The 22,932-nt window shown below is 68.3% G+C and carries 22 protein-coding genes; 6 read left to right on the forward strand and 16 right to left on the reverse strand.

The features are described 5' to 3' along the window. Positions 1–9: 9 nt before the first annotated feature. Positions 10–867, reverse strand: a complete 858-nt coding sequence (locus BR07_RS0103730) for an aminodeoxychorismate lyase (protein ID WP_037184000.1) — start codon at positions 865–867, stop codon at positions 10–12. Positions 868–922: 55 nt separating this feature from the next. Here BR07_RS0103730 and ygfZ point away from each other — a divergent pair, with 55 nt between their 5' ends. The 3 genes from ygfZ to BR07_RS26500 all read left to right on the forward strand — a co-directional run bounded on the left by ygfZ (position 923) and on the right by BR07_RS26500 (position 3,032). Then, on the forward strand, positions 923–2,059 hold the full coding sequence (ygfZ, locus tag BR07_RS0103735) for a CAF17-like 4Fe-4S cluster assembly/insertion protein YgfZ (RefSeq protein ID WP_027504283.1): 1,137 nt from the start codon (positions 923–925) through the stop codon (positions 2,057–2,059). Next, positions 2,056–2,721, forward strand: a complete 666-nt coding sequence (locus BR07_RS0103740) for an MOSC domain-containing protein (protein ID WP_027504284.1) — start codon at positions 2,056–2,058, stop codon at positions 2,719–2,721. Before ygfZ ends, BR07_RS0103740 begins: the two co-directional genes overlap by 4 nt. A 122-nt stretch (positions 2,722–2,843) precedes the next feature. Then, positions 2,844–3,032: a DUF3073 domain-containing protein gene (locus BR07_RS26500; protein ID WP_081821107.1), complete on the forward strand. Its 189-nt coding sequence runs from the start codon at positions 2,844–2,846 to the stop codon at positions 3,030–3,032. 109 nt (positions 3,033–3,141) lie between these two features. Here the strand turns inward: BR07_RS26500 and BR07_RS0103745 are convergent, their stop codons facing one another. From BR07_RS0103745 to purF, 8 genes are all read right to left on the reverse strand, one after another. After that, on the reverse strand, positions 3,142–4,602 hold the full coding sequence (locus BR07_RS0103745) for an aldehyde dehydrogenase family protein (protein WP_037184003.1): 1,461 nt from the start codon (positions 4,600–4,602) through the stop codon (positions 3,142–3,144). A 40-nt stretch (positions 4,603–4,642) separates the two neighbouring features. Next, positions 4,643–5,728: a phosphoribosylformylglycinamidine cyclo-ligase gene (purM, locus tag BR07_RS0103750; RefSeq protein ID WP_027504286.1), complete on the reverse strand. Its 1,086-nt coding sequence runs from the start codon at positions 5,726–5,728 to the stop codon at positions 4,643–4,645. Positions 5,729–5,802: 74 nt separating this feature from the next. Next, positions 5,803–7,446, reverse strand: a complete 1,644-nt coding sequence (locus BR07_RS0103755) for an ABC transporter ATP-binding protein (RefSeq protein WP_027504287.1) — start codon at positions 7,444–7,446, stop codon at positions 5,803–5,805. Continuing rightward, positions 7,443–8,402, reverse strand: coding sequence for an ABC transporter permease (locus BR07_RS0103760; RefSeq protein WP_051612985.1), 960 nt, complete (start codon positions 8,400–8,402; stop codon positions 7,443–7,445). Before BR07_RS0103760 ends, BR07_RS0103755 begins: the two co-directional genes overlap by 4 nt. Continuing rightward, positions 8,402–9,490 carry an ABC transporter permease gene (locus BR07_RS0103765; protein ID WP_081821062.1) on the reverse strand — a complete coding sequence of 363 codons (1,089 nt, stop codon included), beginning with the start codon at positions 9,488–9,490 and terminating at the stop codon, positions 8,402–8,404. Before BR07_RS0103765 ends, BR07_RS0103760 begins: the two co-directional genes overlap by 1 nt. Positions 9,491–9,493: 3 nt before the next feature. After that, positions 9,494–11,122: an ABC transporter substrate-binding protein gene (locus tag BR07_RS0103770; RefSeq protein WP_051613072.1), complete on the reverse strand. Its 1,629-nt coding sequence runs from the start codon at positions 11,120–11,122 to the stop codon at positions 9,494–9,496. 158 nt (positions 11,123–11,280) lie between these two features. Next, entirely contained in the window at positions 11,281–11,865 is a 585-nt protein-coding gene (locus tag BR07_RS0103775) for an ASCH domain-containing protein (RefSeq protein ID WP_027504291.1), read from the reverse strand. A 7-nt stretch (positions 11,866–11,872) separates the two neighbouring features. After that, positions 11,873–13,444, reverse strand: coding sequence for an amidophosphoribosyltransferase (gene purF / locus BR07_RS0103780; protein WP_027504292.1), 1,572 nt, complete (start codon positions 13,442–13,444; stop codon positions 11,873–11,875). Positions 13,445–13,607: 163 nt separating this feature from the next. Between purF and BR07_RS0103785 the strand changes: the two genes are divergently transcribed. Then, positions 13,608–14,123, forward strand: coding sequence for a DUF427 domain-containing protein (locus tag BR07_RS0103785; RefSeq protein WP_027504293.1), 516 nt, complete (start codon positions 13,608–13,610; stop codon positions 14,121–14,123). Next, positions 14,123–14,446: a hypothetical protein gene (locus BR07_RS0103790; RefSeq protein ID WP_027504294.1), complete on the forward strand. Its 324-nt coding sequence runs from the start codon at positions 14,123–14,125 to the stop codon at positions 14,444–14,446. Before BR07_RS0103785 ends, BR07_RS0103790 begins: the two co-directional genes overlap by 1 nt. Positions 14,447–14,449: 3 nt before the next feature. Here BR07_RS0103790 and BR07_RS0103795 read toward each other — a convergent pair whose 3' ends face one another. Further along, complete coding sequence (locus BR07_RS0103795; protein WP_027504295.1) at positions 14,450–14,836, reverse strand: sterol carrier family protein; 387 nt, start codon at positions 14,834–14,836, stop codon at positions 14,450–14,452. Positions 14,837–15,001: 165 nt separating this feature from the next. On the opposite strand from BR07_RS0103795, the gene BR07_RS0103800 reads away from it, so the two are divergent. After that, positions 15,002–15,415, forward strand: coding sequence for a VOC family protein (locus BR07_RS0103800; protein ID WP_027504296.1), 414 nt, complete (start codon positions 15,002–15,004; stop codon positions 15,413–15,415). On the opposite strand, the gene BR07_RS23175 is transcribed toward BR07_RS0103800, so the two are convergent. The 6 genes from BR07_RS23175 to BR07_RS0103835 form a co-directional block, all read right to left on the reverse strand. Next, entirely contained in the window at positions 15,384–15,734 is a 351-nt protein-coding gene (locus BR07_RS23175) for a CPBP family intramembrane glutamic endopeptidase (RefSeq protein ID WP_051612986.1), read from the reverse strand. The genes BR07_RS0103800 and BR07_RS23175 overlap by 32 nt on opposite strands. Next, the gene (locus tag BR07_RS0103810) at positions 15,731–17,524 is read right to left on the reverse strand and encodes an alpha/beta hydrolase (RefSeq protein ID WP_027504297.1); all 1,794 of its coding nucleotides are present in this window, start codon (positions 17,522–17,524) and stop codon (positions 15,731–15,733) included. Before BR07_RS0103810 ends, BR07_RS23175 begins: the two co-directional genes overlap by 4 nt. A 28-nt stretch (positions 17,525–17,552) precedes the next feature. Next, positions 17,553–19,862 (reverse strand): phosphoribosylformylglycinamidine synthase subunit PurL, encoded by a 2,310-nt coding sequence (purL, locus tag BR07_RS23180; protein WP_051612987.1) that lies wholly within the window; start codon positions 19,860–19,862, stop codon positions 17,553–17,555. Between the two features lie 87 nt (positions 19,863–19,949). Then, complete coding sequence (locus BR07_RS23185) at positions 19,950–20,492, reverse strand: dihydrofolate reductase family protein (protein ID WP_197027713.1); 543 nt, start codon at positions 20,490–20,492, stop codon at positions 19,950–19,952. Positions 20,493–20,577: 85 nt separating this feature from the next. Next, on the reverse strand, positions 20,578–20,799 hold the full coding sequence (locus BR07_RS0103830; RefSeq protein ID WP_027504298.1) for a hypothetical protein: 222 nt from the start codon (positions 20,797–20,799) through the stop codon (positions 20,578–20,580). A gap of 203 nt (positions 20,800–21,002) precedes the next feature. Continuing rightward, entirely contained in the window at positions 21,003–22,277 is a 1,275-nt protein-coding gene (locus BR07_RS0103835) for a M18 family aminopeptidase (RefSeq protein ID WP_027504299.1), read from the reverse strand. Positions 22,278–22,932: the final 655 nt, after the last annotated feature.

Below are 22,932 nucleotides of genomic sequence, written 5' to 3' on the forward strand. Positions count from 1 at the left end.
TGGCGCGCGTCAACGCGCGACGGCGGTGTCCACCAGTTCGCGCACGACGCGGTCCGACGGCATCTCCTTGAGGTGCGTGGTGTCGAGCGTGTGCACGCGCGCGGCCAGCGTGACGGAGGAGATCAGCCAGACACTGTCGGCCAGGATCAGATCGGCCACCCGCAACGGCTCGTGCGCACAGTCGAAGCCGGCGTCGCCCGCGACCTCGAAGAGAGCGTCCACCGTGGTGCCGCGCAGCACCCCGTGCTCCACCGGCGGCGTGACCATGCGGCGGTCCACCACGGCCAGCACGCTCGACCGTGGACCCTCGAGCACCTGCCCCTCGATACTGCGGAACACGACCTCGTCGAAGCCCTCTCGTGCCGCGTGGCGCAGGGCCGCCATGTTGGTGGCGTAGGACAGGGTCTTCGCACCGAGCAGGGCCCAGGGCGACTGCTGTGTCGCGTCGATGGAGAAACCCCGGTTCAGGGTCAGGGCCGACACGCCCTCCGCGCGCGCCCGGGTGACGCGATCGGCGACGGCGGAGACCATGACGAGCGCCGTCTCGGCATCGTCCGCCCCCTCGCGCCCCCGGCTCAGCAGCAGCCGCATCGCACCCTCGCCGCCACCGGTCTTCTCCCACTGCGCGAGTGCCACGTCCACCGCGCGCCGCCATGCGTCGACATCCGGTTCCGCGAGGTCGAGCATGGCCGCCGACCGGGTGAGGCGGGCGAGGTGGGCGTCGAGTCGGCACGCCCGACCCTCGCGGATCAGCACGGTCTCGAAGATGCCGTCCCCGCGCACCGCCGCCAGGTCGTCGGCATGCAGAACAGGCTCGGTCGGATCGAGCACGGCACCGTCCAGGGTCACCACCACGCGTGAAGTCATGGCCCCGAGGGTAGTGCCGTGGCCGGACCGGGCAGTCCGCTCCTAGACTGGTGGGGTGTCCGAGACCCCTGGCCTGTACTCCTCCCCCGTTCTGGCCCGCCCCGGCGCGGTGGCCGCACCCCAGGACGGTCCCGATCGTGGAACCGCCTGGCACTACGGGGATCCGTTGGGTGAGCAGCGCGCCGCCGTCACGACCGCCGCGGTCGTCGATCGGTCGAACCGGTTCGTCATCGCGATCACCGGCGAGGAGCGACTGACCTGGTTGCACACCATCTCCAGCCAGCACGTCGCGACGCTTGCCGACGGAGCCTCCGCGGAGAACCTGAGCCTGGACGTCAACGGGCGCGTCGAACACCACATGGTCATGACAGACCTCGACGGCACCACCTGGATCGACACCGAGGCGGACCGCGGACCGGACCTTCTCGCCTTCCTGTCGAAGATGGTGTTCTGGTCGAAGGCCGCGCCGCGTCGCGGCAGCGAACGGGTCGTCGTGTCGTTGCTCGGCCCGAAGGCCGGCTCCATCCTGCGAGCGGTGGGCGCCGAGGTGCCCGCGATGCCGTACGACGCCCTTCCGCTCGACGCCGCGAACCCCGACGCCGGTCTCGTCCGCCGGATGCCGTGGCCGACCCGCACCGATTCCTTCGACGTCCTGGTCCCCGCCGACCGTCTCGACGAGTGGTGGGCGAAGTTCGTCGTCGCGGGTGCGCGGGAGGCGGGCAGCTGGGCGTTCGAGGCGCTGCGCGTCGAGTCCGGTCGACCACGCCTCGGTCTCGACACCGACGACCGCACGATTCCCCACGAGGTCGGCTGGATCGGCGGGGTCACCGAGTTCGGGGCCGTCCACCTCGAGAAGGGGTGCTACCGCGGACAGGAGACGGTGGCGCGCGTCCACAATCTGGGCAAGCCGCCGCGCCGACTGGTCCTGCTGCACCTCGACGGCTCCGCGGACGGTCGACCGGATACGGGCGACGACGTCACCGTCGGCGGCCGATCCGTGGGCCGCATCGGCACCGTCGTCGATCACTTCGAGCTCGGACCGATCGCGCTCGCACAGATCAAGCGCGCGGTGCCGGTGGAGACCACGCTCGACGCCGGGCCGTGCGCCGCCTCGATCGATCCCGACTCCTACGTCCTGGACACCGCGGTCCAGGCGGGCCGCGCCGCGGTGGATCGGCTGCGCGGCCGGTGACGCAGCCGGCCCCGTCGGGACGCGTGCTGTCGGTGTGCGTCGTGCACACCATCCACCCCATATCTCGGCCGGCGGTGGTCGACTCCGCCATCGACAAGCGAGCGGTGTCCGGACCCGTCGACGTCACCGAGCTCGGCCTGCACGGTGATCGCTCCTGCGACGTCACCTTCCACGGCGGCGCGGACCAGGCGGTCTACGCGTACGACGAGGCCGAGGCCTACAGGTGGGCCGAGGAACTCGGCCGGGAGGTTCCCGCGGGGTGGTTCGGTGAGAACCTGCGCGTGAGCGGACTGCCCGTCACCGATGCGGTCGTCGGAACGCGCTGGTCGGTGGGCACCGCCGAGCTCGAGGTGACCATTCCGCGGCGCCCGTGTGCCGCCTTCGCGCGGTGGACGGGCGAGAAGACCTGGGTCAAGCGTTTCACCGCGCGGGGCGATGTCGGGGCATACCTGCGCGTCGTGCGAGTCGGCGCGCTCTCGGCGGGCGACGACATCGAGATCGTGTCCGTTCCCGACCACGGAGTCACCGTGCGGGACCTCTTCACCGGGGTGTCGGCGGAGGCGATGCATATCCTTCTGAACACCCCCGATCTGGCGCCCAAGGTCTACCGCGAGGCCCGCGACATGGCGGCCCGGGCGGCGCGGCGCGCACCGTCGGTGTGACACCGGCGCCGGTGGAAGCGCAGACCCGATTCGCACGCTAGAGTGTGGGCAGGAAGAACACACAATCAGACGGGGCCGCCAAAAAATCCCAGGCCGCCCCGCTACTCGCGAGGGGGTTAGCCATGGGCCGCGGCCGGGCTAAGGCAAAGCAGACCAAAGTTGCACGTGAGCTCAAGTACAGCTCACCGTCCACGGACTTCGAGAGTCTCCAACGAGAGCTCACAGGTTCCCCCGACTCGCACCGCAACGGCATCGCCGATCGGGAGCCGTCCCGACACGACGATGACGACTACGACGACTGGCGGCGCTGACCGCATCCCCTGACACGGGGGGAATCCTCATATCGCACACACGACCGTGCGGGGCGTTCCGACTCGGGGACGCCCCGCACGGTCGTGTGTGCGAGGTTCTCACGCGAGGTCAGATCGCATACTGTCGCGGCGTGTGCTGGACGCTGATCCAGTGGTCGGTGGTGAACTCGTCGATGGCCCACTCGCCGCCGAAACGACCGATGCCCGAGTTCTTCTCGCCGCCGAACGCGGTGTTGGGCTCGTCGTTGATCGTGGTGTCGTTCACGTGTGTCATTCCGGCGTCGAGTCTCGTCGCCACCCGGACCGCACGCTCGACGTCTCGCGAGAACACCGCGCTGGAGAGCCCGTACTCGGTGTCGTTCGCGATCCGGACGGCGTCGTCCTCCCCGTCTGCGCGGATCACCGTGGCGACGGGTCCGAACACCTCCTCGGCGGCGGTCGCGACGCCGTTCGTTCCCAGCACGAGATGTGGGCCCAGCACCCGCCCGGCCGGTCCCGAACGCTCTCCGCGCACGCGGATCTCCGCGCCGTCCGACTCCGCGCGAGAGATCCGGTCGAGAATCGACTCCACCTGCGCGTCGTTGATGATCGGGCCGATCTGTGTGTCGGGATCGGCGGGGTCGCCGGTGCGCAGTGACCGGACCCGCTCGGTGAGCCGGTCCACCACCTCGTCGTGCACCCCATCGACCGCGATCACCCTGTTGGTCGCCATACACACCTGACCCTGGTGGAAGAACGACCCGAAGACCGCCGCGTTCACGGCTGCCTCGACGTCCGCGTCCTCCAGCACGACCAGAGGCCCGTTGCCCCCGAGTTCGAGGGACATCCTGGTGAGCGGCGCCGACGCCGCGATGCCCGACCCCACGGGCGTCGAACCCGTGAACGACACGAGCCGTGTGAGGGGATGCGAGGTCACGGCGTCACCGATCTCGCTGCTCTTGCCGACGACGACGGACAGCAGGCCGGCGGGCAACCCGGCATCCTCGAGGATTCTGGCCAGCAGGAGTCCGCCGGTGACGGGGGTGTCGCTCGCGGGCTTCAGCACCACTGCGTTGCCGAGCGCCAGCGCGGGCGCCACCGAGCGGGCGGACAGTTGCATCGGGAAGTTCCACGGACTGATCACCGTGACCACGCCGAGGGGCCGCCGGTACACGCGGTTCTCCTTGCCGTCGATCAGGGCAGCGGGGAGGATGCGCCCGGCCGATCGAGTGGGGTAGCTCGCCGATTCGAGCATCACCGCGCGGACGGCCAGCCATTCCCACTCGGCGCGGGGGCGGATGGCGCCGACCTCCGCGACGAGCCAGTCCACGATCTCGTCCTTGCGCTCCTCCATGATGCGCGCTGCGCGGTGGAACACGTCCGCACGCTCGGTCGGGAGCGTGGACTCCCAGTCCCGCTGCGCGATGCTCGCCGCCGTGAACGCTGCGTCGACGTCGGCCGCATCGGCCAGCGGGAGGGTGGTCAGGACGTCGCCCGAGTACGGGTTCACGTCGTCGGCGGTGCGGCCGTCTCGGCCCACTCGCCACTGACCGGCGATCGGGAGGGTGTCGAATCCGTCGTACGTCGTCATACCGGTCGGGTGCCCGACCAGTCCTGCGACAAACGAGAACCTAGAAACGCGGGTGATTACCCGTCAGCACGGCGCGCTCGTCGGTTCCGCTGTCGGCGGACTTCTTGACCGTCCCCAGCGTCCAGCAGTCGATGTGGCGAGCAGTGAGCACGGCGAGGGCGCGGTCGACGTCCTCGGGTGCCACGATCGCGACCATGCCGACGCCCATGTTGAACGTGCGGTCCATCTCCTCGCGCTCCACGCGTCCGCGCTGCGCGATCATCGCGAAGATCGGAGCCGGGCTCCACGTTCCGCGATCGAGCTCGGCGACGAGGCCCTTCGGCATGACGCGAGCGAGGTTGGCAGCCAGGCCACCACCGGTGACGTGGCAGAACGTCCGCACGTCCGTCTCCGCCGCGAGGGCGAGGCAGTCCTTGGCGTAGATGCGGGTGGGTTCGAGCATCTCCTCGCCGAGCGTGCGGCCGAACTCCTCGACATGACCGGTGAGCGACATGCGGCTGATGTCGAGCAGAACCTTGCGAGCGAGGGAGTAGCCGTTGGAGTGCAGTCCCGAGGACCCCATCGCGAGGACCACGTCGCCGGGACGCACCCGGTCCGGGCCCAGTACCTGGTCGGCCTCGACGACGCCGACACCCGTCGCGGACAGGTCGTACTCGCCGTCCGCCATCATGCCGGGGTGCTCGGCGGTCTCGCCGCCCAGCAGTGCGCATCCGGCCAGGATGCAGCCGTCGGCGATGCCCTTGACCAACTGCGCGACGTGCTCGGGCACCACGCGCCCCACCGCGATGTAGTCCTGCAGGAACAACGGCTCGGCGCCGCAGACGACGAGGTCGTCCACGACCATCGCGACCAGGTCGAGTCCCACCGTGTCGTGCTTGTCCAGAGCCTGCGCGACCGCGATCTTGGTGCCCACACCGTCGGTGGACGCGGCGAGCAGCGGCTCGCGGTATCCGCCCTTCAGCGCGAACAGGCCGGCGAACCCACCGAGACCGCCCATGACCTCCGGTCGCGACGCCCGCTTGGCGAGGGGCGCGAACAGCTCGACGGCACGATCACCGGCTTCGATGTCCACTCCTGCCGCTGCGTACGAGGCTCCTGCGCCGGGCTGGTGGGTGTCATCGGTCATGGGTGTACTGCTCCAGCCTGATCTGTGTGTGAGTACCCGGGAGGGTCGGATGCGGCCCTAACGGTACCGGAGGCCTATCGGTCCTTCCGGTCTCGTGTCACCTCGGGCCTGGGAATGGCCGCGATCAGGCGCTTGGTGTACTCCTCCGCCGGATCCCGGAGGATCCGTCCGGGCGTCCCGAGCTCGACGACGGCGCCGCCCCGCAGCACCGCCACCCGATGCGCGAGGCGGTCGACCACGGCGAGATCGTGACTGATGAACAGGCACGCGAAGTGCAGTTCGGTCTGCAGTTCCTCGAAGAGGTCGAGAACCGCGGCCTGCACCGAGACGTCCAGCGCGCTGGTCGGTTCGTCGGCGACCAGCAGATCCGGCTTCAGGACGAGTGCCCGCGCCAGCGATGCCCGCTGACGCTGACCCCCCGACAGCTCGTGCGGGTACCGCTTCTCCGTGCCCTTCGGGAGCTGGACCGCATCGAGCCACTCCACGACCGTGCGCGCGATGTCCGCCTTCGACCCGGCCTTGTGCACGATCATCGGCTCGGCGATGCACTGGCCGACGGTCAGTCGGGGGTTGAGCGACATGGACGGATCCTGGAACACGAATCCGAAACGCTTGCGCAGACTCTTCAGCGCGGACCCCCGCAGCCTGCCCACGTCCTGACCGAGGACGTCCACCGAGCCGGACGTCGGCTTCTGCAGTGCGGCCACGCAACGGCCGATGGTGGACTTGCCCGAACCGGACTCCCCCACCAGACCGAGGGTCTCGCCGCGGTGCAGATCGAAGGTCACCGAGTCGACGGCCCGGAAGACGGGCTGACCGATGCCGCCGGGGAACTGCACGACGAGATCGCGCACCGACAGCACCACCTCGTCCGAGACGGTGCGATCGGTGACCACGGGATCGAGCGTCGGGACCGCCGCCAGCAACGTCTTCGTGTAGTCGGCCTTCGGCGCAGCGAAGAGATCGTGGACGAGTGCCTCCTCGACCACCTCGCCGTCCTTCATGACGACGACCCGATCGGCGATGTCCGCCACCACGCCCATGCTGTGCGTGATCAGCACGATCGCGCAACCCAGACGGTCCTTGAGGTCGCGCAGCAGGTCGAGGATCTCGGCCTGCACGGTCACGTCGAGTGCCGTCGTCGGCTCGTCCGCGATGATCACCTTCGCCTCGCACGAGATGGCGATCGCGATCATCACACGCTGCTTCTGGCCACCGGACAACTCGTGCGGGAAGTAGCCGAATCGCCGCTCCGGGTCGGGCAGACCCACCATGGTGAGCAACTCGATCGCCCGGACGCGGGCGGACTTCTTGTCCAGCACCTTCCCGTCCGGTCCGGCGTGAGCTCGCAGGGCCTCGACGATCTGGAAACCGACGGTGAACAGCGGGTCGAGGGCGCTGCCGGGTTCCTGGAACACCATCGCCACGGCGTTGCCGCGGAGATCGGCCCACTGCTTGTCCGACAGCGACGTCACCTCGCGTGACCCCACGGTGACGGTTCCGCGTACGCGGGCGGTGTCCGGGAGCAGCCCGATGGCGGAGCGGACGCTGACCGACTTCCCGGAGCCCGATTCGCCGACGACGGCCAGGACCTCGCCCGGGAAGACCTCGAAACTCACTCCCTTGACGGCGTCGACGGGCCCCGCGTCGGTGGCGAAGCTGACCGACAGTGCCTCGAGGGTCAGAGCCGCCTGCGGGGTGGACGCTGAGGCCGTCATGAGGGATCTTTCTGCTTGCGTCTGGTTCTCAGAACGGGATTGAGTGTCTCGCTGACGGATTCGCCCACCATGGTCATACCGAGCACGACCAGGACGATGGCCGTGCCGGGGAAGATCGACGTCCACCAGATGCCGTTGGAGATGTCCGGCAGCGCCTTGTTGAGGTCGTATCCCCACTCGGACGCGGACGTCGGCTCGATGCCGAACCCGAGGAAGCCGAGACCCGCCAGAGTCAGGATGGCCTCGGCGCCGTTGAGCGTGAGGATCACCGGCAGTGTCTGCGTGACGTTGGCGAGGATGTGGCGGAACATGATCCGCACCGGGCCGGCGCCGGTGACCCGCGCCGCGTCCACGTAGGGCTCGGTCTTCACCGAGACCGTCGCGTTGCGCACCACGCGAAAGTACTGCGGCACGAAGACGGCGGTGATGGCGATCGCGGCCGAGAGGACACCACCGAAACTGCTGGACTGGCCTCCGGCCACGACGATCGAGACCACCACGGCGAGAAGCAGACTCGGGAACGCGTACATCGCGTCCATGAAGAGGACCAACACCCGGTCCACCCACCGGCCGACGTAGCCGGAGAGCAGTCCGAGGGGAACGCCGACCACGATCGACAGCACCAGCGACGTCACGATGACGAGCAGGGCGGTCCGTGCGCCGTAGACGACGCGGGAGAACACGTCCTCTCCGCGCACCGACGTCCCGAAGATGTGGTCCGCACTCGGCGCCGCCTGGCGCGCGAACTCCACGCCGTCGGCGGACGTCTGGGAGAAGGTGTACGGCGCGATGAGCGGAGCGAAGACCGCCATGATCACGGACAGCACCACCAGCACGAGCCCGATGACGATGGTGGCCTTCTGCAGTCCGGCACTCGAGCGGATGATCGACAGGCCGGGCACACCCCGACGTCGCTTCGGCGCCTCGATCGAGCCGACGCTCACCTCGATACTCATCAGAACCTCACTCGTGGATCGACGATCGCCACGATGGCGTCGGTGAGGAAGCTGACGACCGCGACGACGATGGCCAGGAACGTGACGATGCCCTGGACGGCGATGAAGTCGCGCGCCTGCAGGTAGCGAGCGAGCTGATAGCCCAGTCCCTGCCACTCGAACGTCGTCTCGGTGAGCACCGCGCCGCCCAGCAGCATGGCGATCTGCAGCCCCATCACGGTGACGACCGGGATGAGCGCGTTGCGGAAGGCGTGCCGCCGGGCGACGACGCGCGCCGAGAGTCCCCGTGCGCGCGCAGCTTCCACGTAGCCGGACTGCAGGGTCTGCAGAAGGTTCACCCGCACCAGGCGCAGGAACACGCCGGCGGTGAGAAGTCCGAGCGCGACCGCGGGGAGCACGGCGTGCTTCAGCACGTCGACGGTGTAGCTCGGCTCCCCGTAGAGAATCGAGTCGATCAGCAGGATGTTGGTCTTCGGTGACACGTTCTGCAGTGCCAGTTCGACGTTGGTGCTCGCCCGGCCCGCCACCGGCAGCCACCCGAGCTTCACGGCGAAGACCAGCTTGAGCAGCATGCCGACGAAGAACACCGGCGCCGCGTAGAACAGGATCGCCAGGATGCGCAGGGTGCCGTCGGAGATCGAGTCGCGGCGGGTCGCGGCGTAGAAGCCGAGGGGGATGCCGACGGCGAACGCGACGAGCAACGCCCAGAACGCGAGTTCCAGCGTCGCCGCGCCGTTGGTGATCAGCACACCGCTGATCTCCTGGTTGCTGGTCGCGGAGCGACCGAAGTCTCCCCGCAGCAGACCGGACAGGTACTCCCAGTACTGCACCAGGATCGGCCGGTCGTAACCGGCCGCGGCGCGTCGTTCGGCGATCTGGTCGGCGGGCAGTCGTCCACCGAGGGCAGCACTGATGGGATCGCCGAGAACGCGCATGAGGAAGAAGACGACCGTGACCAGGATCCATGCCGTGGGAATGATCAGCAGGAACCGGATCACGAGATAACGGGCGAGCGCGCCGTAGCGTGACGACGCGCTCGCCCGTGACTGCTTCCCCACCGACGCCTCGTCGGGCGTGGTGGTGACCATGGATCAGCCCTTCGTGAGCGGGGTGAAGCGGAACTTGAACGAGGCGTCGAGAGTCTCGTCGACACCCTGGACCTCGTCCGTCGAGATCGCGATCTGCTTGCCCTCGAGGAGCGGCAGCGTGGACACGAAGTCCTGCGCCATCCGCGTCTGGATCTCACCGATGATCTCGGAGCGGCGAGCCGGGTCGGTCTCGGTCCGCTCGGAGTCGATCAGCGCAGTGATCTCGGGGTTCTCGAAGTGGTTCTGCAGGAAGTTGTCCGGTGCGAAGAACGGCGTCAGGTAGTTGTCCGCATCCGGGAAGTCCGGGAACCAGCCGAGCTGGTAGACGGGGTACGTGTCCGCGACGCGTTCCTTGTTGTAGGTGTTCCACTCGGTGGACTGCAGGTTCACCGTGAACAGGCCCGAGCTCTCGAGCTGCGCCTTGACCGCTGCGTACTCCTCCGACGACGAGGAACCGTAGTGATCGGGGTTGTACTGCAGATTGACCGCGACCGGGGTCTGCACACCGGCGTCGGACAGGAACTTCGCTGCCTCGTCCTTGTTCGGGGCCTCGCCGTAGACGTCCTTGAACGCGGTGTTCGCGCCCTCGAGGCCACTGGGCACCACGGACCACGCCGGCGTGAACGTGCCCTTGTAGACGTTCTCCGACAGTGCGTCACGGTCCACCGAGGCGGCCATGGCCTTGCGGATCGCGAGCTTCTGCTCGGGTGTGCCGCCGGGCATCGTGTTCTGGTTGAAGACGATGTAGCGGAGCTCGCCGCCGGGGCCCTCGTGGACGGTGAGGCCGTCCACCTGGTCGAGCGACTCGATGTCGGTCGGGGTCAGCGAACGCCACGCGACATCGATGGACTTGTTCTGCATGTCGAGCTTGAGGTTGTCCGCGCTGGTGTAGGTGCGCAGGGTGACCGATCCGGTCTTGGGCTCGCCCAGCACGCCCTTGTAGTCCGCCGCGGCGGAGAAGCTGACGAGGGAGTTCTTCTCGTAGCTGTCGATCGAGTAGGGGCCGGCGAAGGGCTTGGCCGCCACGACCGCGTTGTCGTCCAAGATCGAGTCGGCCGGAAAGACCTCGGAGTCGATGATGGGCCCGGTGTTGGTGGCGAGAACCTGGGGGAAGGTCTGGTCGTTCGCGGCCTTCAGCGTGAACTCGACGGTCTTGTCGTCCGGCGCGGCCACCGAGTCCAGGTTGGCCAGCAGCGAGGACGGGCCGTTGGGATCGTTGATGGACACGATGCGATCGAACGAGAACTTGACGTCCTCGCTGGTCAGCGCGTGGCCGTTGGCGAAGGTCAGGTCGTCCTTCAGCGTGCAGGTGTAGACCGTCGGCTGACTGAACTCGCAGCTCTCGGCGGCGTCGGGCTGCAGTTCGTCGCTGCCGGGGGCGTAGTTCATCAGGAACGGATAGACCTGGTTCATGATCGTGAACGAGCCGTTGTCGTACGAGGCGGCAGGATCGAGCGAGTAGACCTGGTCGGTGGTGCCGACGACGAGCGCCTCGCCGCCGCCCTCACCGCCTGCGCCGCCGCCGTCGTCGGTGCGGCCGGAGCCGCACGCTGCCGCGGTGAGAGCCGCGACGGACAGGATGGACACGGCTGCGGTGCGCCGCGCCGTGCGTCCTCGGGAGGGCACGCTCATGGTGTGGATGTCCTTCGTGAGTCTGGGCCCGCGGTGTCGGAAGCGCGCGTCGCGTCCCGTCCGGCCGGGTCGTTCCGGTGGTTCGGTGAACGGCACGTTACCGAGTGCGCATGTCGTTCATGTGTCGAACCACACGAAATTTTTAACATGACCGGTACTTACCTGTCCGACCGCCTGATGTCCAACAGCTTCTCGCCTCGCGGAGACAGCCGATATCCCACCTTCAGACTCTCGGTCAGACCCAGCGCCTTCAGCCGTCGCACCCTCGGCTTGAACACGTCGCGTTCGAGTCCCAGCACGGCGCCGAGGTCCGCCGCCAGCACCGCCGGGCGCTCCCGGATCAGCTCGAGGGTGCGCCAGGCCCACGGCGCGTCGGCACGCTCGTCCATGCGATCGAGCTTCGTGGTCACCATGGCGACGTCGTCGTCGGACAGATCGTCGTCCGCACGCAGCCCCACTCGCGGGTCCTCGCCACCGAACGACACCTCGACCCGCCAGACGGGATCACCGTCAGCGCCCCGAAACCCCTTGCGCAAGGCCGAGATCGAGGGCTCCCCCGCCGCGCGGGCATCGTCGTCCGTGAGCGACTCGGGGTCGCACTCGGTGATCGAGTCCACGACGACGACACCGGCCGGCGTGTGGATCCACGTACCTGCCTTGACGCGCCGCTTCGCCCAGCGCCGGTACTGCACCCGGATCGTTCCCGTCGCGATCGCCTCGGCGATCGCGAGCCGGATCAGCATCTGGGTGTCAGGGGCGCGAGAGAGCGCTCACGTTGTCGACGGCAGCGGGCATCGCGATGCCCGCTGCGGTCGCCAACATGCCCTCGAGGACGTTCTTGCCCATGGCGGTCTCCTTGGGGAGCTCGATGGGGTACTTGCCGTCGAAGCAGGCGGAGCACAGCCGCGTCGCGGGCTGCTCCGAGGCGGCGATCATGCCCTCGATCGAGATGTAGCCCAGCGAATCGGCGCCGATGGCCTGCCGCACACCCTCGAGCATGCCGTCCTCGGAGTCCATGCCGTTGGCGATCAGTTCCGCGGGCGAGGCGAAGTCGATGCCGTAGAAGCACGGCCAGCGGACCGGCGGCGACGCGATGCGCACGTGGATCTCGAGCGCGCCCGCCTCGCGCAGCATGCGTACCAGGGCCCGCTGGGTGTTGCCGCGGACGATCGAGTCGTCCACCACGATGAGGCGCTTGCCCCGGATGACCTCGCGGAGAGGGTTGAGCTTCAGCCGGATGCCGAGCTGACGGATGGTCTGCGACGGCTGGATGAACGTGCGTCCGACGTACGCGTTCTTCATCAGGCCCTGGCCGTACGGGATGCCGGAACCCTGCGCGTAGCCGACGGCGGCGGGCGTTCCCGATTCCGGGACAGGGATCACCAGATCGCCCTCGGCGGGGTGCTCCTCGGCCAGGCGGCGGCCGATCTCGACGCGGGTCGAGTGGACCGACCGGCCACCGATGACGCTGTCGGGGCGCGCGAGATAGACGTACTCGAAGATGCAGCCCTTGGGCTCGGGCGCGGCGAAGCGGGAGGATCGCACACCGTCCGCGTCGATGGCGAGCAGCTCGCCCGGCTCGATGTCGCGGACGAACGAGGCGCCGACGATGTCGAGGGCGGCGGTCTCCGAGGCCACGACCCAGCCGCGGTCGAGACGGCCCAGGGACAACGGGCGCACACCGTGGGGGTCACGCGCCGCGTAAAGGGTGTGCTCGTCCATGAACGTGAGGCAGAAGGCACCCTTCAGCGTCGGCAGCAGTTCCATGGCCGCCTGCTCAATGGTGCTGTCCGCGGCGCCGTGCGCCAGCAGTGCGCCCACGATGTCCGAGTCGGAGGTGGCACCGGTCCCGCGCGGGCGGCCCATGATGCCGGCGTCGCGCGCCCGCTCCGACAACTCGGCCGTGTTCACGAGGTTGCCGTTGTGGCCCAGGGCGATGCCGCTGCCGGCCGCGGTGGTGCGGAAGATGGGCTGCGCGTTCTCCCACGTCGTCGATCCGGTGGTGGAGTACCGGCAGTGCCCGATGGCGATGTGGCCGCTCATGGCGCCGAGAGTCTGCTCGTCGAACACCTGGCTGACCAGGCCGAGATCCTTGAACACCAGCACCTGCGAGCCGTCGGCGACGGCGATGCCGGCAGCCTCCTGACCGCGATGCTGCAGAGCGTAGAGACCATAATAGGTCATCTTGGCGACGTCCTCGCCCGGAGCCCACACACCGAAAACGCCGCATTCCTCGCGCGGGTCGTTCTCGTTGATGTCCAGTTCCGGACCGGATGTGTCATCGAGCAGATTCGGGCTGTGGACCGATGGTTCACGAGTCACGACGCGCTCTCCTTGACTACGGCGAGGGGTGGGGTGCAGAAGATGCGCTGCACACACACTGCGTGAGTCTACGGCCATCACGACCTCGAACCAGCCCCCGGCGGCAATCGATACCGCCGCTCGGTGTGATCCCCGACTCGTTCATCGGTGCCATGATGGACGCATGGCCAGCAGACTCCCGTACGGCGTGACCCCCGAACAGCCCGGCGAGGGCCAGGAATCGGTGTGGGACTACCCCCGACCGCCCGCGCTCGAAGCGTCGGACAAGCGACTCGTCGTCCGGTTCGGAGACGTGGTCGTCGCCGACAGCACGTCCGCGTACCGGGTGCTCGAGACCAGCCACCCGCCCACCTGGTACATCCCTCGCGCCGACATCGACGAGAGCCGACTCCGCCGATCCGGCGCCCGATCCACCATGTGCGAATGGAAGGGCTCGGCGACGTACTGGGACATCCTCGGCGAGGACGGCGCCGTTCTGGAGGCGGGCGGATGGAGCTACGAGAACCCCACTCCGTCGTTCGTCCCCATCTCCGGCGCGCTCTCCTTCTCCCCCGTCTCCCTGACGTGCGAGCTCGACGGCGAGGTCGCACGTGCGCAGGAGGGCGGCTTCTACGCCGGCTGGATCACCCGCGACGTCGTCGGACCCTTCAAGGGCATCGCCGGGAGTTGGGGCTGGTAGTGGCCGAGAAGAACTTCTACAGCCACTCCGACGCGGCCGAGAAGTCCCGCCGCGACAAGGCCGTCGCTCTCGCTCGGTACCTGTGGGATCGCGACATCTCCGCGGACGACCTCGCGGCGATGGCTGCGGACGTCCGACGCAAGGTGGCCCGCGCCGCGGACATCAATCCACCCAGTTCCGACGAGACGTGGACGGTGGTGTCGACTCTCCTGCGCGAGAAGGCCGAGTGGGCGTTCGATCACCCCGATCACGACGCGGTCCGCCGGGCACACGCCGACGAGAAGATTCTGTGGGTGAAGCCGCCGGTACAGCCCTGGCGGTGAGGGTCAGATCCGGACGAGTGGGAGCCAATGCGCCACCTCGCCGGCGCGGCCACCCGAGGCCGTGACGCCCGCACCACGGACGGCGTCCTCGAACGCCACGCGCCCCGTCACCATCAACAGCCATGTCCGCGGGTCGCATTCGACGACGTTGGGGGGCGTACCCCGGGTGTGGCGGGGCCCGACGATGCATTGCACCGCGACGAACGGCGGCACGCGCACCTCGACACTCGAGCCCGGTGCCGTCTGCTCGATGGTGCGCGCACTGAGCCGCACCGCGGCGGCGAGATCGGCGCGCGGCGGCTTCGGGAGGTCGGGGTCGTCGAGCCACGGAGACACGGTCTGCAGTGCGCTCCGGAGCTCGGCCGGGTCGACGGGTTTCGAGGGTGCCACGCCGTTCAGTGTCTCACCGAGCGCGGTGTGCCCCGAGCCGTGCCTCACCGTCCACAGGTCGCTCTGATCGACGAGATCCCGTCGATTCGTGAGACTTGCGGATGCTGAGGCACGGTCTGATCAACGAGGACTGCCGCTGTCCGCGATGGACGCTTCACTGTCTCCATGACACCGAATCTCTATCAAGGATCGACCATCGACCACCTCAACGTGACGGTCACGGATGTCGACCGCTCACTCGCGATCTACGTGCCGGCCCTCGCGGTACTGGGTATCGAGAAGCTGCTCGACTTCACCGGCGGGCCGGACGACGACTACGTCCGCATGGTCGGATTCGGCAGTGGCCGCAAGCCGTTCTTCTGGCTCGTCCAGGGAAGCACCGTCGATCCCGCACTGCACGTGGCGTTCTCGGCACCCACCCGTGACGCCGTCCGGGAGTTCCACGCCGCGGCCCTCGCGGCGGGCGCGCGGGACAAGCTGTCGCCGCGCGTCTGCCCCGAGTACCACGAGAACTACTTCGGCGGCTTCGTGTACGACCCCGACGGCCTCAACCTCGAGGCGGTCTGTCACCTCGAGTAGAGCGCCACCACGTCGATGCGATAGCACCGACCGAGTTGGCGGCCCAGTGCAGTGCCATGGGCGTGAGAATGGTGCCGGTTCGCCGCTTCGACTCGACGAACAGTGCGCCGGCCGCCCCGGTGAACAGGACGACGGGCACCGACCTGCCCGAATCGTACCAGTGCCAGACCCCGAATGCCGTGGAGCCGACCACCAGTGCGGCACGGGGACCCACCACGGCGGTGGCCACGGTGTCGACGACGCCGCGGAACAGGAACTCCTCGGGAAGCACCGTCCCGATGGGGATGTCGAACAGCACCCATCGGGCCAGTCCGGTCACTTCTCGGGACCGTCGGCGTCGGCGTACTCGTTCATGACGACGCGGATGCGTTCGGTGTCGGCCTGCGTCCACCCGTCGGGGGCGGCCACAGCGGCGAAGCCGTCGAGCACCGTCGTCCCGTAGTTGTGGCCGTGCCCGTCGGGCACTCCGGCCGCGTTCGTGAGGTCGGCACTCACCTGCCAGAAGGTGACGAACGGGAACCACCGCATGCTGGGCAGTCGGTCGTACCCGGGCGGCTCGGCGAGCCAATCCGGACGCTGGAAGATCAGATCCGGCGTCCACCACACGATGGGGTCGGACGGGTGCTGGATGTACAGCACGCGCGGGTAGGGCCAGTCCCCGCTCAGCGCCTCGACGTCACGGGTGCTGTCGGCGAACCGCATCAGCAGTCCGCCGGCGTAGACGGGTTCCACCTCGGTGGTTCCCGGATCGCGTCGGCTGACGTAGGTGTCCCAGATGCGATTGGAGTTCGGCGGGCCCACCCACAGCACTCCGTCGACGGTGTCCCGGATGTCGGCGATGTCCGCGAACGCGCCTTCGCCGGCCTGGGTTCCGAGACTCTCGCCGTAGACGTAGAACTTGGGCCTGGTCGCCTCGGACTCCTGCTCCCATCGCTGGTGCACGGTGTCGATGAGCAACTTCCCCGCGGCCGCCGCCTTCTCGCGATCGGCGAGGAAGGAGATCCAACTCGGAAGGTACGAGTACTGGGACGCCACGAGCGCGACGTCCCCGTCGTACATCAGTTCCACGGCCCGAGCTGCGGTGGGATTGACCCACCCGGTTCCCGTGGTCGGGATGACGACGATGGCCTTGCGGGAGAACGCATCGGTTCGATCGAGTTCGCGTACAAGGAGATTCATGCGCTCCTCGTCCGTCTCCGCGCTCTCGAGTCCCACGTACGCGCGGATCGCCTCCATGCCCGTGCGGCCGGTCGCTCGGGTCATCTCGTCGGCCGACAACCCACCCGAGACGAAGTTCCGGCCCTCGAATCCCAGTGTGTCCCAGTCCACGAGCGAACCGGTACCACCGGAACGCTCGGGCACCGTCGGCTGTTCGGCACCCTCACGCGTGTTGCTGTTCTGAGTGCTGAAGACCGAGTTGGCGACGGTCATGGTGCCGCGCAACAGCACACCCTGCACCAGTGTGACGAGCACCGTCACGACGAGGAGGAACCCCACGAGGTTGGCAACCCACTGCGGGAGTCGGATCAGACGCAGGATCGAGCGCACGACGAAGCGGCGGATGTCCCGGATGACCCGCCACAGTCCGATGAGCGCGGCGCACACCGCGAAACTGATGATGCCGGTGCGGATGAACCCCGTGGACGTGAGCCCCTCGGCACCCATGAGCGCGGCGAGCTGACGCTGCCAGTCCGCAGAGGCGTAGAGCATGACCGCTCCGGCGACGGTCGCGATCACCGGGACAGCGACCAGGAGTGCGCGCTCCACGCGGATCGGCAGCGGCCACCACGGCTGCTGACGAAGCACCGTGCGCAGGAGAATCCAGCCGACAGCGACGCCCACCCCGTACCCGATTGCCGCGGTGATGCCGCTGACGATGCCCTGGAACAGCCAGCCGCGTGGCAGCAGTGACGGCGTCAGCGACCAGCAGAAGAACAGGGCGCCGAACGCGATGCCGGTGACGTCGAGCCGCAGCAGACCCCACGCCCAGATCCACGCGGGGTGCTTGCGCACCGTGCGGGTCGCCGAGCTCAGGACGTACGCCGGCAGTTCCTCGAAACTGTGGGGGCGCTGCAGTTCGTCCGATGACCGAGTGTCGGTGTCGGTCATCGGACGGTGACGGTGCCGGGAAGGTCGGTCAGCCGAAGAGCGCCGGGAGCGTCCCCTCGTACGCCTCGCGGAGTTCGGTCAACGGGACGCTGAACAGTCCCTGGAACTCCACCTCGTCCGACCCTTCGTCGGCCACCCCGATACGCGTCCATGGCATCCCCCTCGCGCTGCACATCCCCGTGAACCTGGTCTCCTCGGTCCGAGGGACAGCAACGAGTACCCGCCCGGACGATTCCGAGAACAAGGTGACGAAAGGATCTGTTCCTTCTGGCGGCAGAATGCGGCACCCGGTCTCGCCGGCGAGCGCGACCTCGACGACGGTCTGCGCGAGCCCGCCCTCGGACAGGTCGTGCGCCGCGGTGACCAGACCGTCGCGGCTCGACGCCGTGAGGATGTCGGCCAGCAACTGCTCGCGAGCCAGATCCACCTGCGGCGGAACACCACCGAGATGGTCGTGAACGACCTGGGCCCAGATCGAGCCGTCCAGTTCGTCGTGCGTGTCACCCAACAGGATCAGGGTCTCGCCCGGCTCCAGGCCGATGCCCGTGGGGATGCGGCGGTGGACGTCGTCGAGGACACCCAGCACACCCACCACCGGGGTCGGCAGGATCGGCGTCGACCCGGTCTGGTTGTAGAAACTGACGTTTCCGCCGGTGACCGGAATGCCCAGTTGCACACAGCCGTCCGCCAGGCCGCGTACCGCCTGCTGGAACTGCCACATGACACCCGGATCCTCGGGCGACCCGAAGTTCAGGCAGTTGGTGACGGCCTTCGGCGTGGCGCCCGTCGTCGCGACGTTGCGGAACGCCTCGGCCAGCGCAAGCTGCGCACCGCGGTACGGATCCAGCGCGGTGTACCGGCCGGACGCATCGGTCGCGAGAGCGATTCCGCGGCCGGTCTTCTCGTCGATGCGCACCACACCGGCATCGGCGTGCTCGGCGAGCACGGTGTTGCCGCGGACGTATCGGTCGTACTGCTCGGTGATGAGCCGCCGACTGCAGAGCTGGGGGGAGGAGATCATCTGCAGCAGGGTCTCGCGCAGTTCCACACCTGTGGTCGGACGGGGCAGACCCTCGGTGGTGTTCGCCACCAGGGCATCCTGGCTCGCGGGCCGCTGCACGGGACGCTCGTAGACGGGACCGTCGTGGGCCACCGTCTTGGGCGGCACGTCGACGACGACGTCGCCGTGCCAGGTGATCTCGAGATGCTCACCGTCCGTGACCTCGCCGATGTCGGTCGCCAGCACGTCCCACTTGGCGCACACCGCCATGAAAGCGTCGACGTTCTCCGGTGCCACCACGGCGCACATGCGTTCCTGCGACTCGCTGGACAGCACCTCCGCGGGCGTCATCCCGGTCGCACGCAGCGGAACCCGATCCAGGGCGATGTGCATACCGCCGTCACCCGCTGACGCGAGCTCGGAGGTGGCACAGGACAATCCGGCACCGCCGAGGTCCTGGATACCGACCACGAGCTTCTGCTGGTAGAGCTCGAGGCAGCACTCGATGAGAACCTTCTCGGTGAACGGGTCGCCCACCTGCACCGCGGGGAGCTTGCGTCGGCCCTGCTTCTCGTCGAACGTCTCGGACGCCAGCACCGACACGCCGCCGATCCCGTCGAGGCCCGTACGGGCACCGAACAGGATGATCTTGTTGCCCGAGCCCGACGCGAACGCCAGGTGCAGATCCTCGGTACGCATCACTCCGGCGCACAGCGCATTGAGCAACGGGTTACCGGCGTAGGACGCGTCGAACACCGTCTCGCCGCCCACGTTCGGGAGGCCGAGTGAGTTTCCGTAACCGCCGACGCCGCGCACGATGCCCTCGAGCACCCGGCGCGTGTCCGGAGCATCAGCCGCACCGAAACGCAACTGATCCATCACCGCGATCGGACGAGCACCCATGGCCATGATGTCGCGCACGATGCCGCCGACGCCGGTGGCCGCACCCTGGTACGGCTCGATGTACGACGGATGGTTGTGGCTCTCCACCTTGAAGGTGACAGCCCACCCGTCGCCGACGTCGACCACGCCCGCGTTCTCACCGATTCCGGCGAGCATTCCCGACCGCATCTCGTCCGTCGTCGTCTCGCCGAAGTACTTGAGGTGCACCTTCGACGACTTGTACGAGCAGTGCTCGCTCCACATCACCGAGTACATCGCCAGCTCGGCATCCGTCGGGCGGCGGCCGAGGATCTCCCGGATGCGGGCGTACTCGTCCTCCTTCAGACCCAACTCCGCCCACGGCTGAGCGACGTCGGGCGACCCGGCCGCAGCGGAGACGGTGTCGACCGGAGGGGTGGGGAGGGCGTCGACCTGAGGAGTGGACTCGACAGACACGGTGGATGGGGTCCTTCCCTCGGCAGAATGTCGAGGTCATTCTATGTGCAGGACCCGACACCGTCCGACCGGCCTCCGGCCTGCCCGCTAGTCCCCCTTGACGGCGTAGTCGACGACCACGTTGCCCTTGCTCGTGACGAGGGAGTTGGTCAGGACGAGACGAGTGAGCGGATCACCCGGCTCGAACAGGTGCTGGCCCTTGCCCACGACGACGGGGTGCGTCATCAGTGTCAGGGTGTCGAGCACACCGGCCAGGAAGAGCTGGCGGACCAGAGAGACGCCGCCCACCAGCGCGATGTCGCCACCGTCGGTCTGCTTGAGTCGACGCACGAACTCCACCGGATCGCCGTCGATGAGCGTCGAGTTCTGCCACGCGAGATCTCCGGTGAGCGTGCGTGAGGCGACGAACTTCTCCACCGGATTGATGAAGCCGGCGAAGGGGTCGTCCGCCCCCGCGTTGCCGAAGTGATCCGACCACGACTCGTAGGCGACCCGACCCATGACGGCGGTGGTGGTCCTGCTCATGAACCCGCCCATGGACTGGCCGAGTTCGTCGTCGAAACTGTCGAACTGCCACTGGTCGGGAGCCTCGACCACACCGTCCACCGAGTGGAAGAGCCCTGCCGTCACCGCACGCATCGTGTACCGCCCTCGTGAAGAACCGGCGCCGATCGCCGATCACTGCGGGACAGACCATGCCAGACGCCGGAACTCATCACCCGTCGTTCGCCGCGGACTCGATCCAGTCCGTCGCCGCGTCCGTCGGCTCGGACGACCCGTCGACGGACTCACCGGCCCACCACGACGGGTCGGTGAGATCGCCGTTCACGCGCAGCACGTCGTCCCTCACGACGGACGGGAGCGGCTCACCGTTGTGCTCGACCAGCCAGTCCCGAGTCTCCGCCGTGACGGCCGGCCACCACTGCGCGATCTCCATCCCGCCAGTCTCCCCCGCCAGGCCCTGTACGGCAGCAGGATTCGTCGGCCGCGTCGACGGGGTTCCCGTAACACCACGCGGCCCGCGCGCACCGCCCGGTGCAGCGCACACCCCGTAGCCTGCGCAGACCACCGCGCGCACCGCCCGGCGGCACCGCCGGCACGACGCAACGGGCACCCAGCGCAGCGCAGCCCGACCCAGCGCTACGCCCCCAGGAACGCAGCCAAGGCGTCGGCGTACATGTCGACGTCGTGTGCGCCCATCACCTCGCGCGCGGAGTGCATGGCGAGCTGCGCGGCACCCACGTCGACGGTGGACAGACCGGTGCGGGAGGCGGTGATGGGGCCGATGGTGGATCCGCACGGAAGGTCGGCCCGGTGGACGTACCGCTGCAGTGGGACGTCGGCTCGCTCGCACGCCAAGGCGAAGGCCGCGGCACCGGCGGCGTCGGTGGCGTAGCGCAGATTCTGGTTGACCTTGAGCACCGGGCCACCGTTGACCTCGATGCGGTGCGCGGGCTCGTGCCGCGAGACGTAGTTCGGGTGGGTCGCGTGCGCCATGTCGCCCGAGGCGTGGATCGACCCGGCCATCGCGCGCAGGAACTCCTCGCGGCCGCCACCACGCGCGAGCACGATGCGCTCGAGGACGGTGTTCATCAGATCCGAGAACGCGCCACGGTCCGACATGCTGCCCACTTCCTCGTGATCGAAGAGTGCGAGGACGGGGATGCAGTCGTCGGCTTGCGCGGCCGCGACGACCAGCGCCTCGGTTCCGGCGTAGCAGGTGCCCTGGTTGTCCAGTCGCGGCGAACTGACGAGGTCGTCCGAGAGTCCCACCACTGCAGCAGGATTGAGGTCGTGGGTCATCAGTTCCCACCCGAGCACGTCGCCGGGATCCACCCCGACCTCGCCGGCGAGGAACCCGATGAACGAGTGGGGTGATCGCCCGACGCCCCAGATCGCGTTCACGTTGTTCTGCGGATCGAGGTGCACTCCCTTGCGATCCTCCGACAGGTGGATCGCCAGCTGGGGCACCCGCAGGATGGGACGGTCGACGCGCACGAGGACGTCTCGCACCGAGCCGCCGTCACGCACACCGAGACGGCCGGAGATGCCGAGATCGCGGTCGAGCCAGGAGTTGAGCCACGCGCCGCCGTACGGCTCCAGGGCGACCATCTGCCACCCGGCGACGTCGAGATCGGGGTTCTGCTTGACGCGGAGGTTCGGACTGTCGGTGTGCCCGCCCACGATGCGGAACGCCGCGTCGGGCGCGCGTTCGGTGGACCAAGCGATGATCGAACCACCGCGGACGACGAGGTACCGGCCGGGCTCGGAGGGCCACGCTTCGGTCTCGGCCACGGCGGTGAACCCGTGCGCCGCCAGTTCCGAGGCCACCGTCTCGACGACGTGGAACGGCGACGGTGACGCGTCGACGAAGGAACAGAGGCCGGCCGCGGTCGCGGAGGTGAGGGACGCCATGGTCACCGATCGTAGAGAGACGGGGTGCGGAGACAGCGATGCCGGGCCCACCACGAGGGTGGACCCGGCATCACGAGTCGAGAAGGGTTCAGCTGAAGAAGCTCAGGCCGTCGAGGAAGCTTCCGGCGCCACCGAAGATGTCGGACAGTGCACCGAGAAGGTCGACGAAGCTGGCGAGGTCGGTCATGAGGAGCTCCCTTTGTGAGGTTGGTGGGCTTGTTGCCCGCTTGCTAAGTAATCCACACAAAAGAATGGCTCGCAACCCGAAAATTGTCGCGATTCGGTGACGAGAATCGACTCACGGGTCGATCTGTGCACCACCTGCAACGCCGTGCCACGGGTGAGCCATTGTCACCAGCACTGCCACCACGCGTGGACTCCGACCCGATCCGACGCCGACTCCTGCCATTCCACGCCGGGCACACCTGTGGGGCGGACTCGGCCGAGTTCGCCCCACAGGGATGATCGGGTCAGCTGAAGAAGGACAGTCCGTCGAAGATCGATCCGAGCGCGTCGACGATCCCGGACAGGTTCTGGAAGAGTTCGAGCAGATCGGTGAGGTCGGAGGACATGGTGACTCCCTTGGCGCGGTGGTGACGAACGGTCGTCCGCCGACGTCAGTTACTCATAGTGACAGTCACTACACAACCGGAAT

The organism is Rhodococcus sp. UNC23MFCrub1.1 (assembly GCF_000686025.1).
Taxonomy (GTDB): Bacteria; Actinomycetota; Actinomycetes; order Mycobacteriales; family Mycobacteriaceae; genus Rhodococcoides.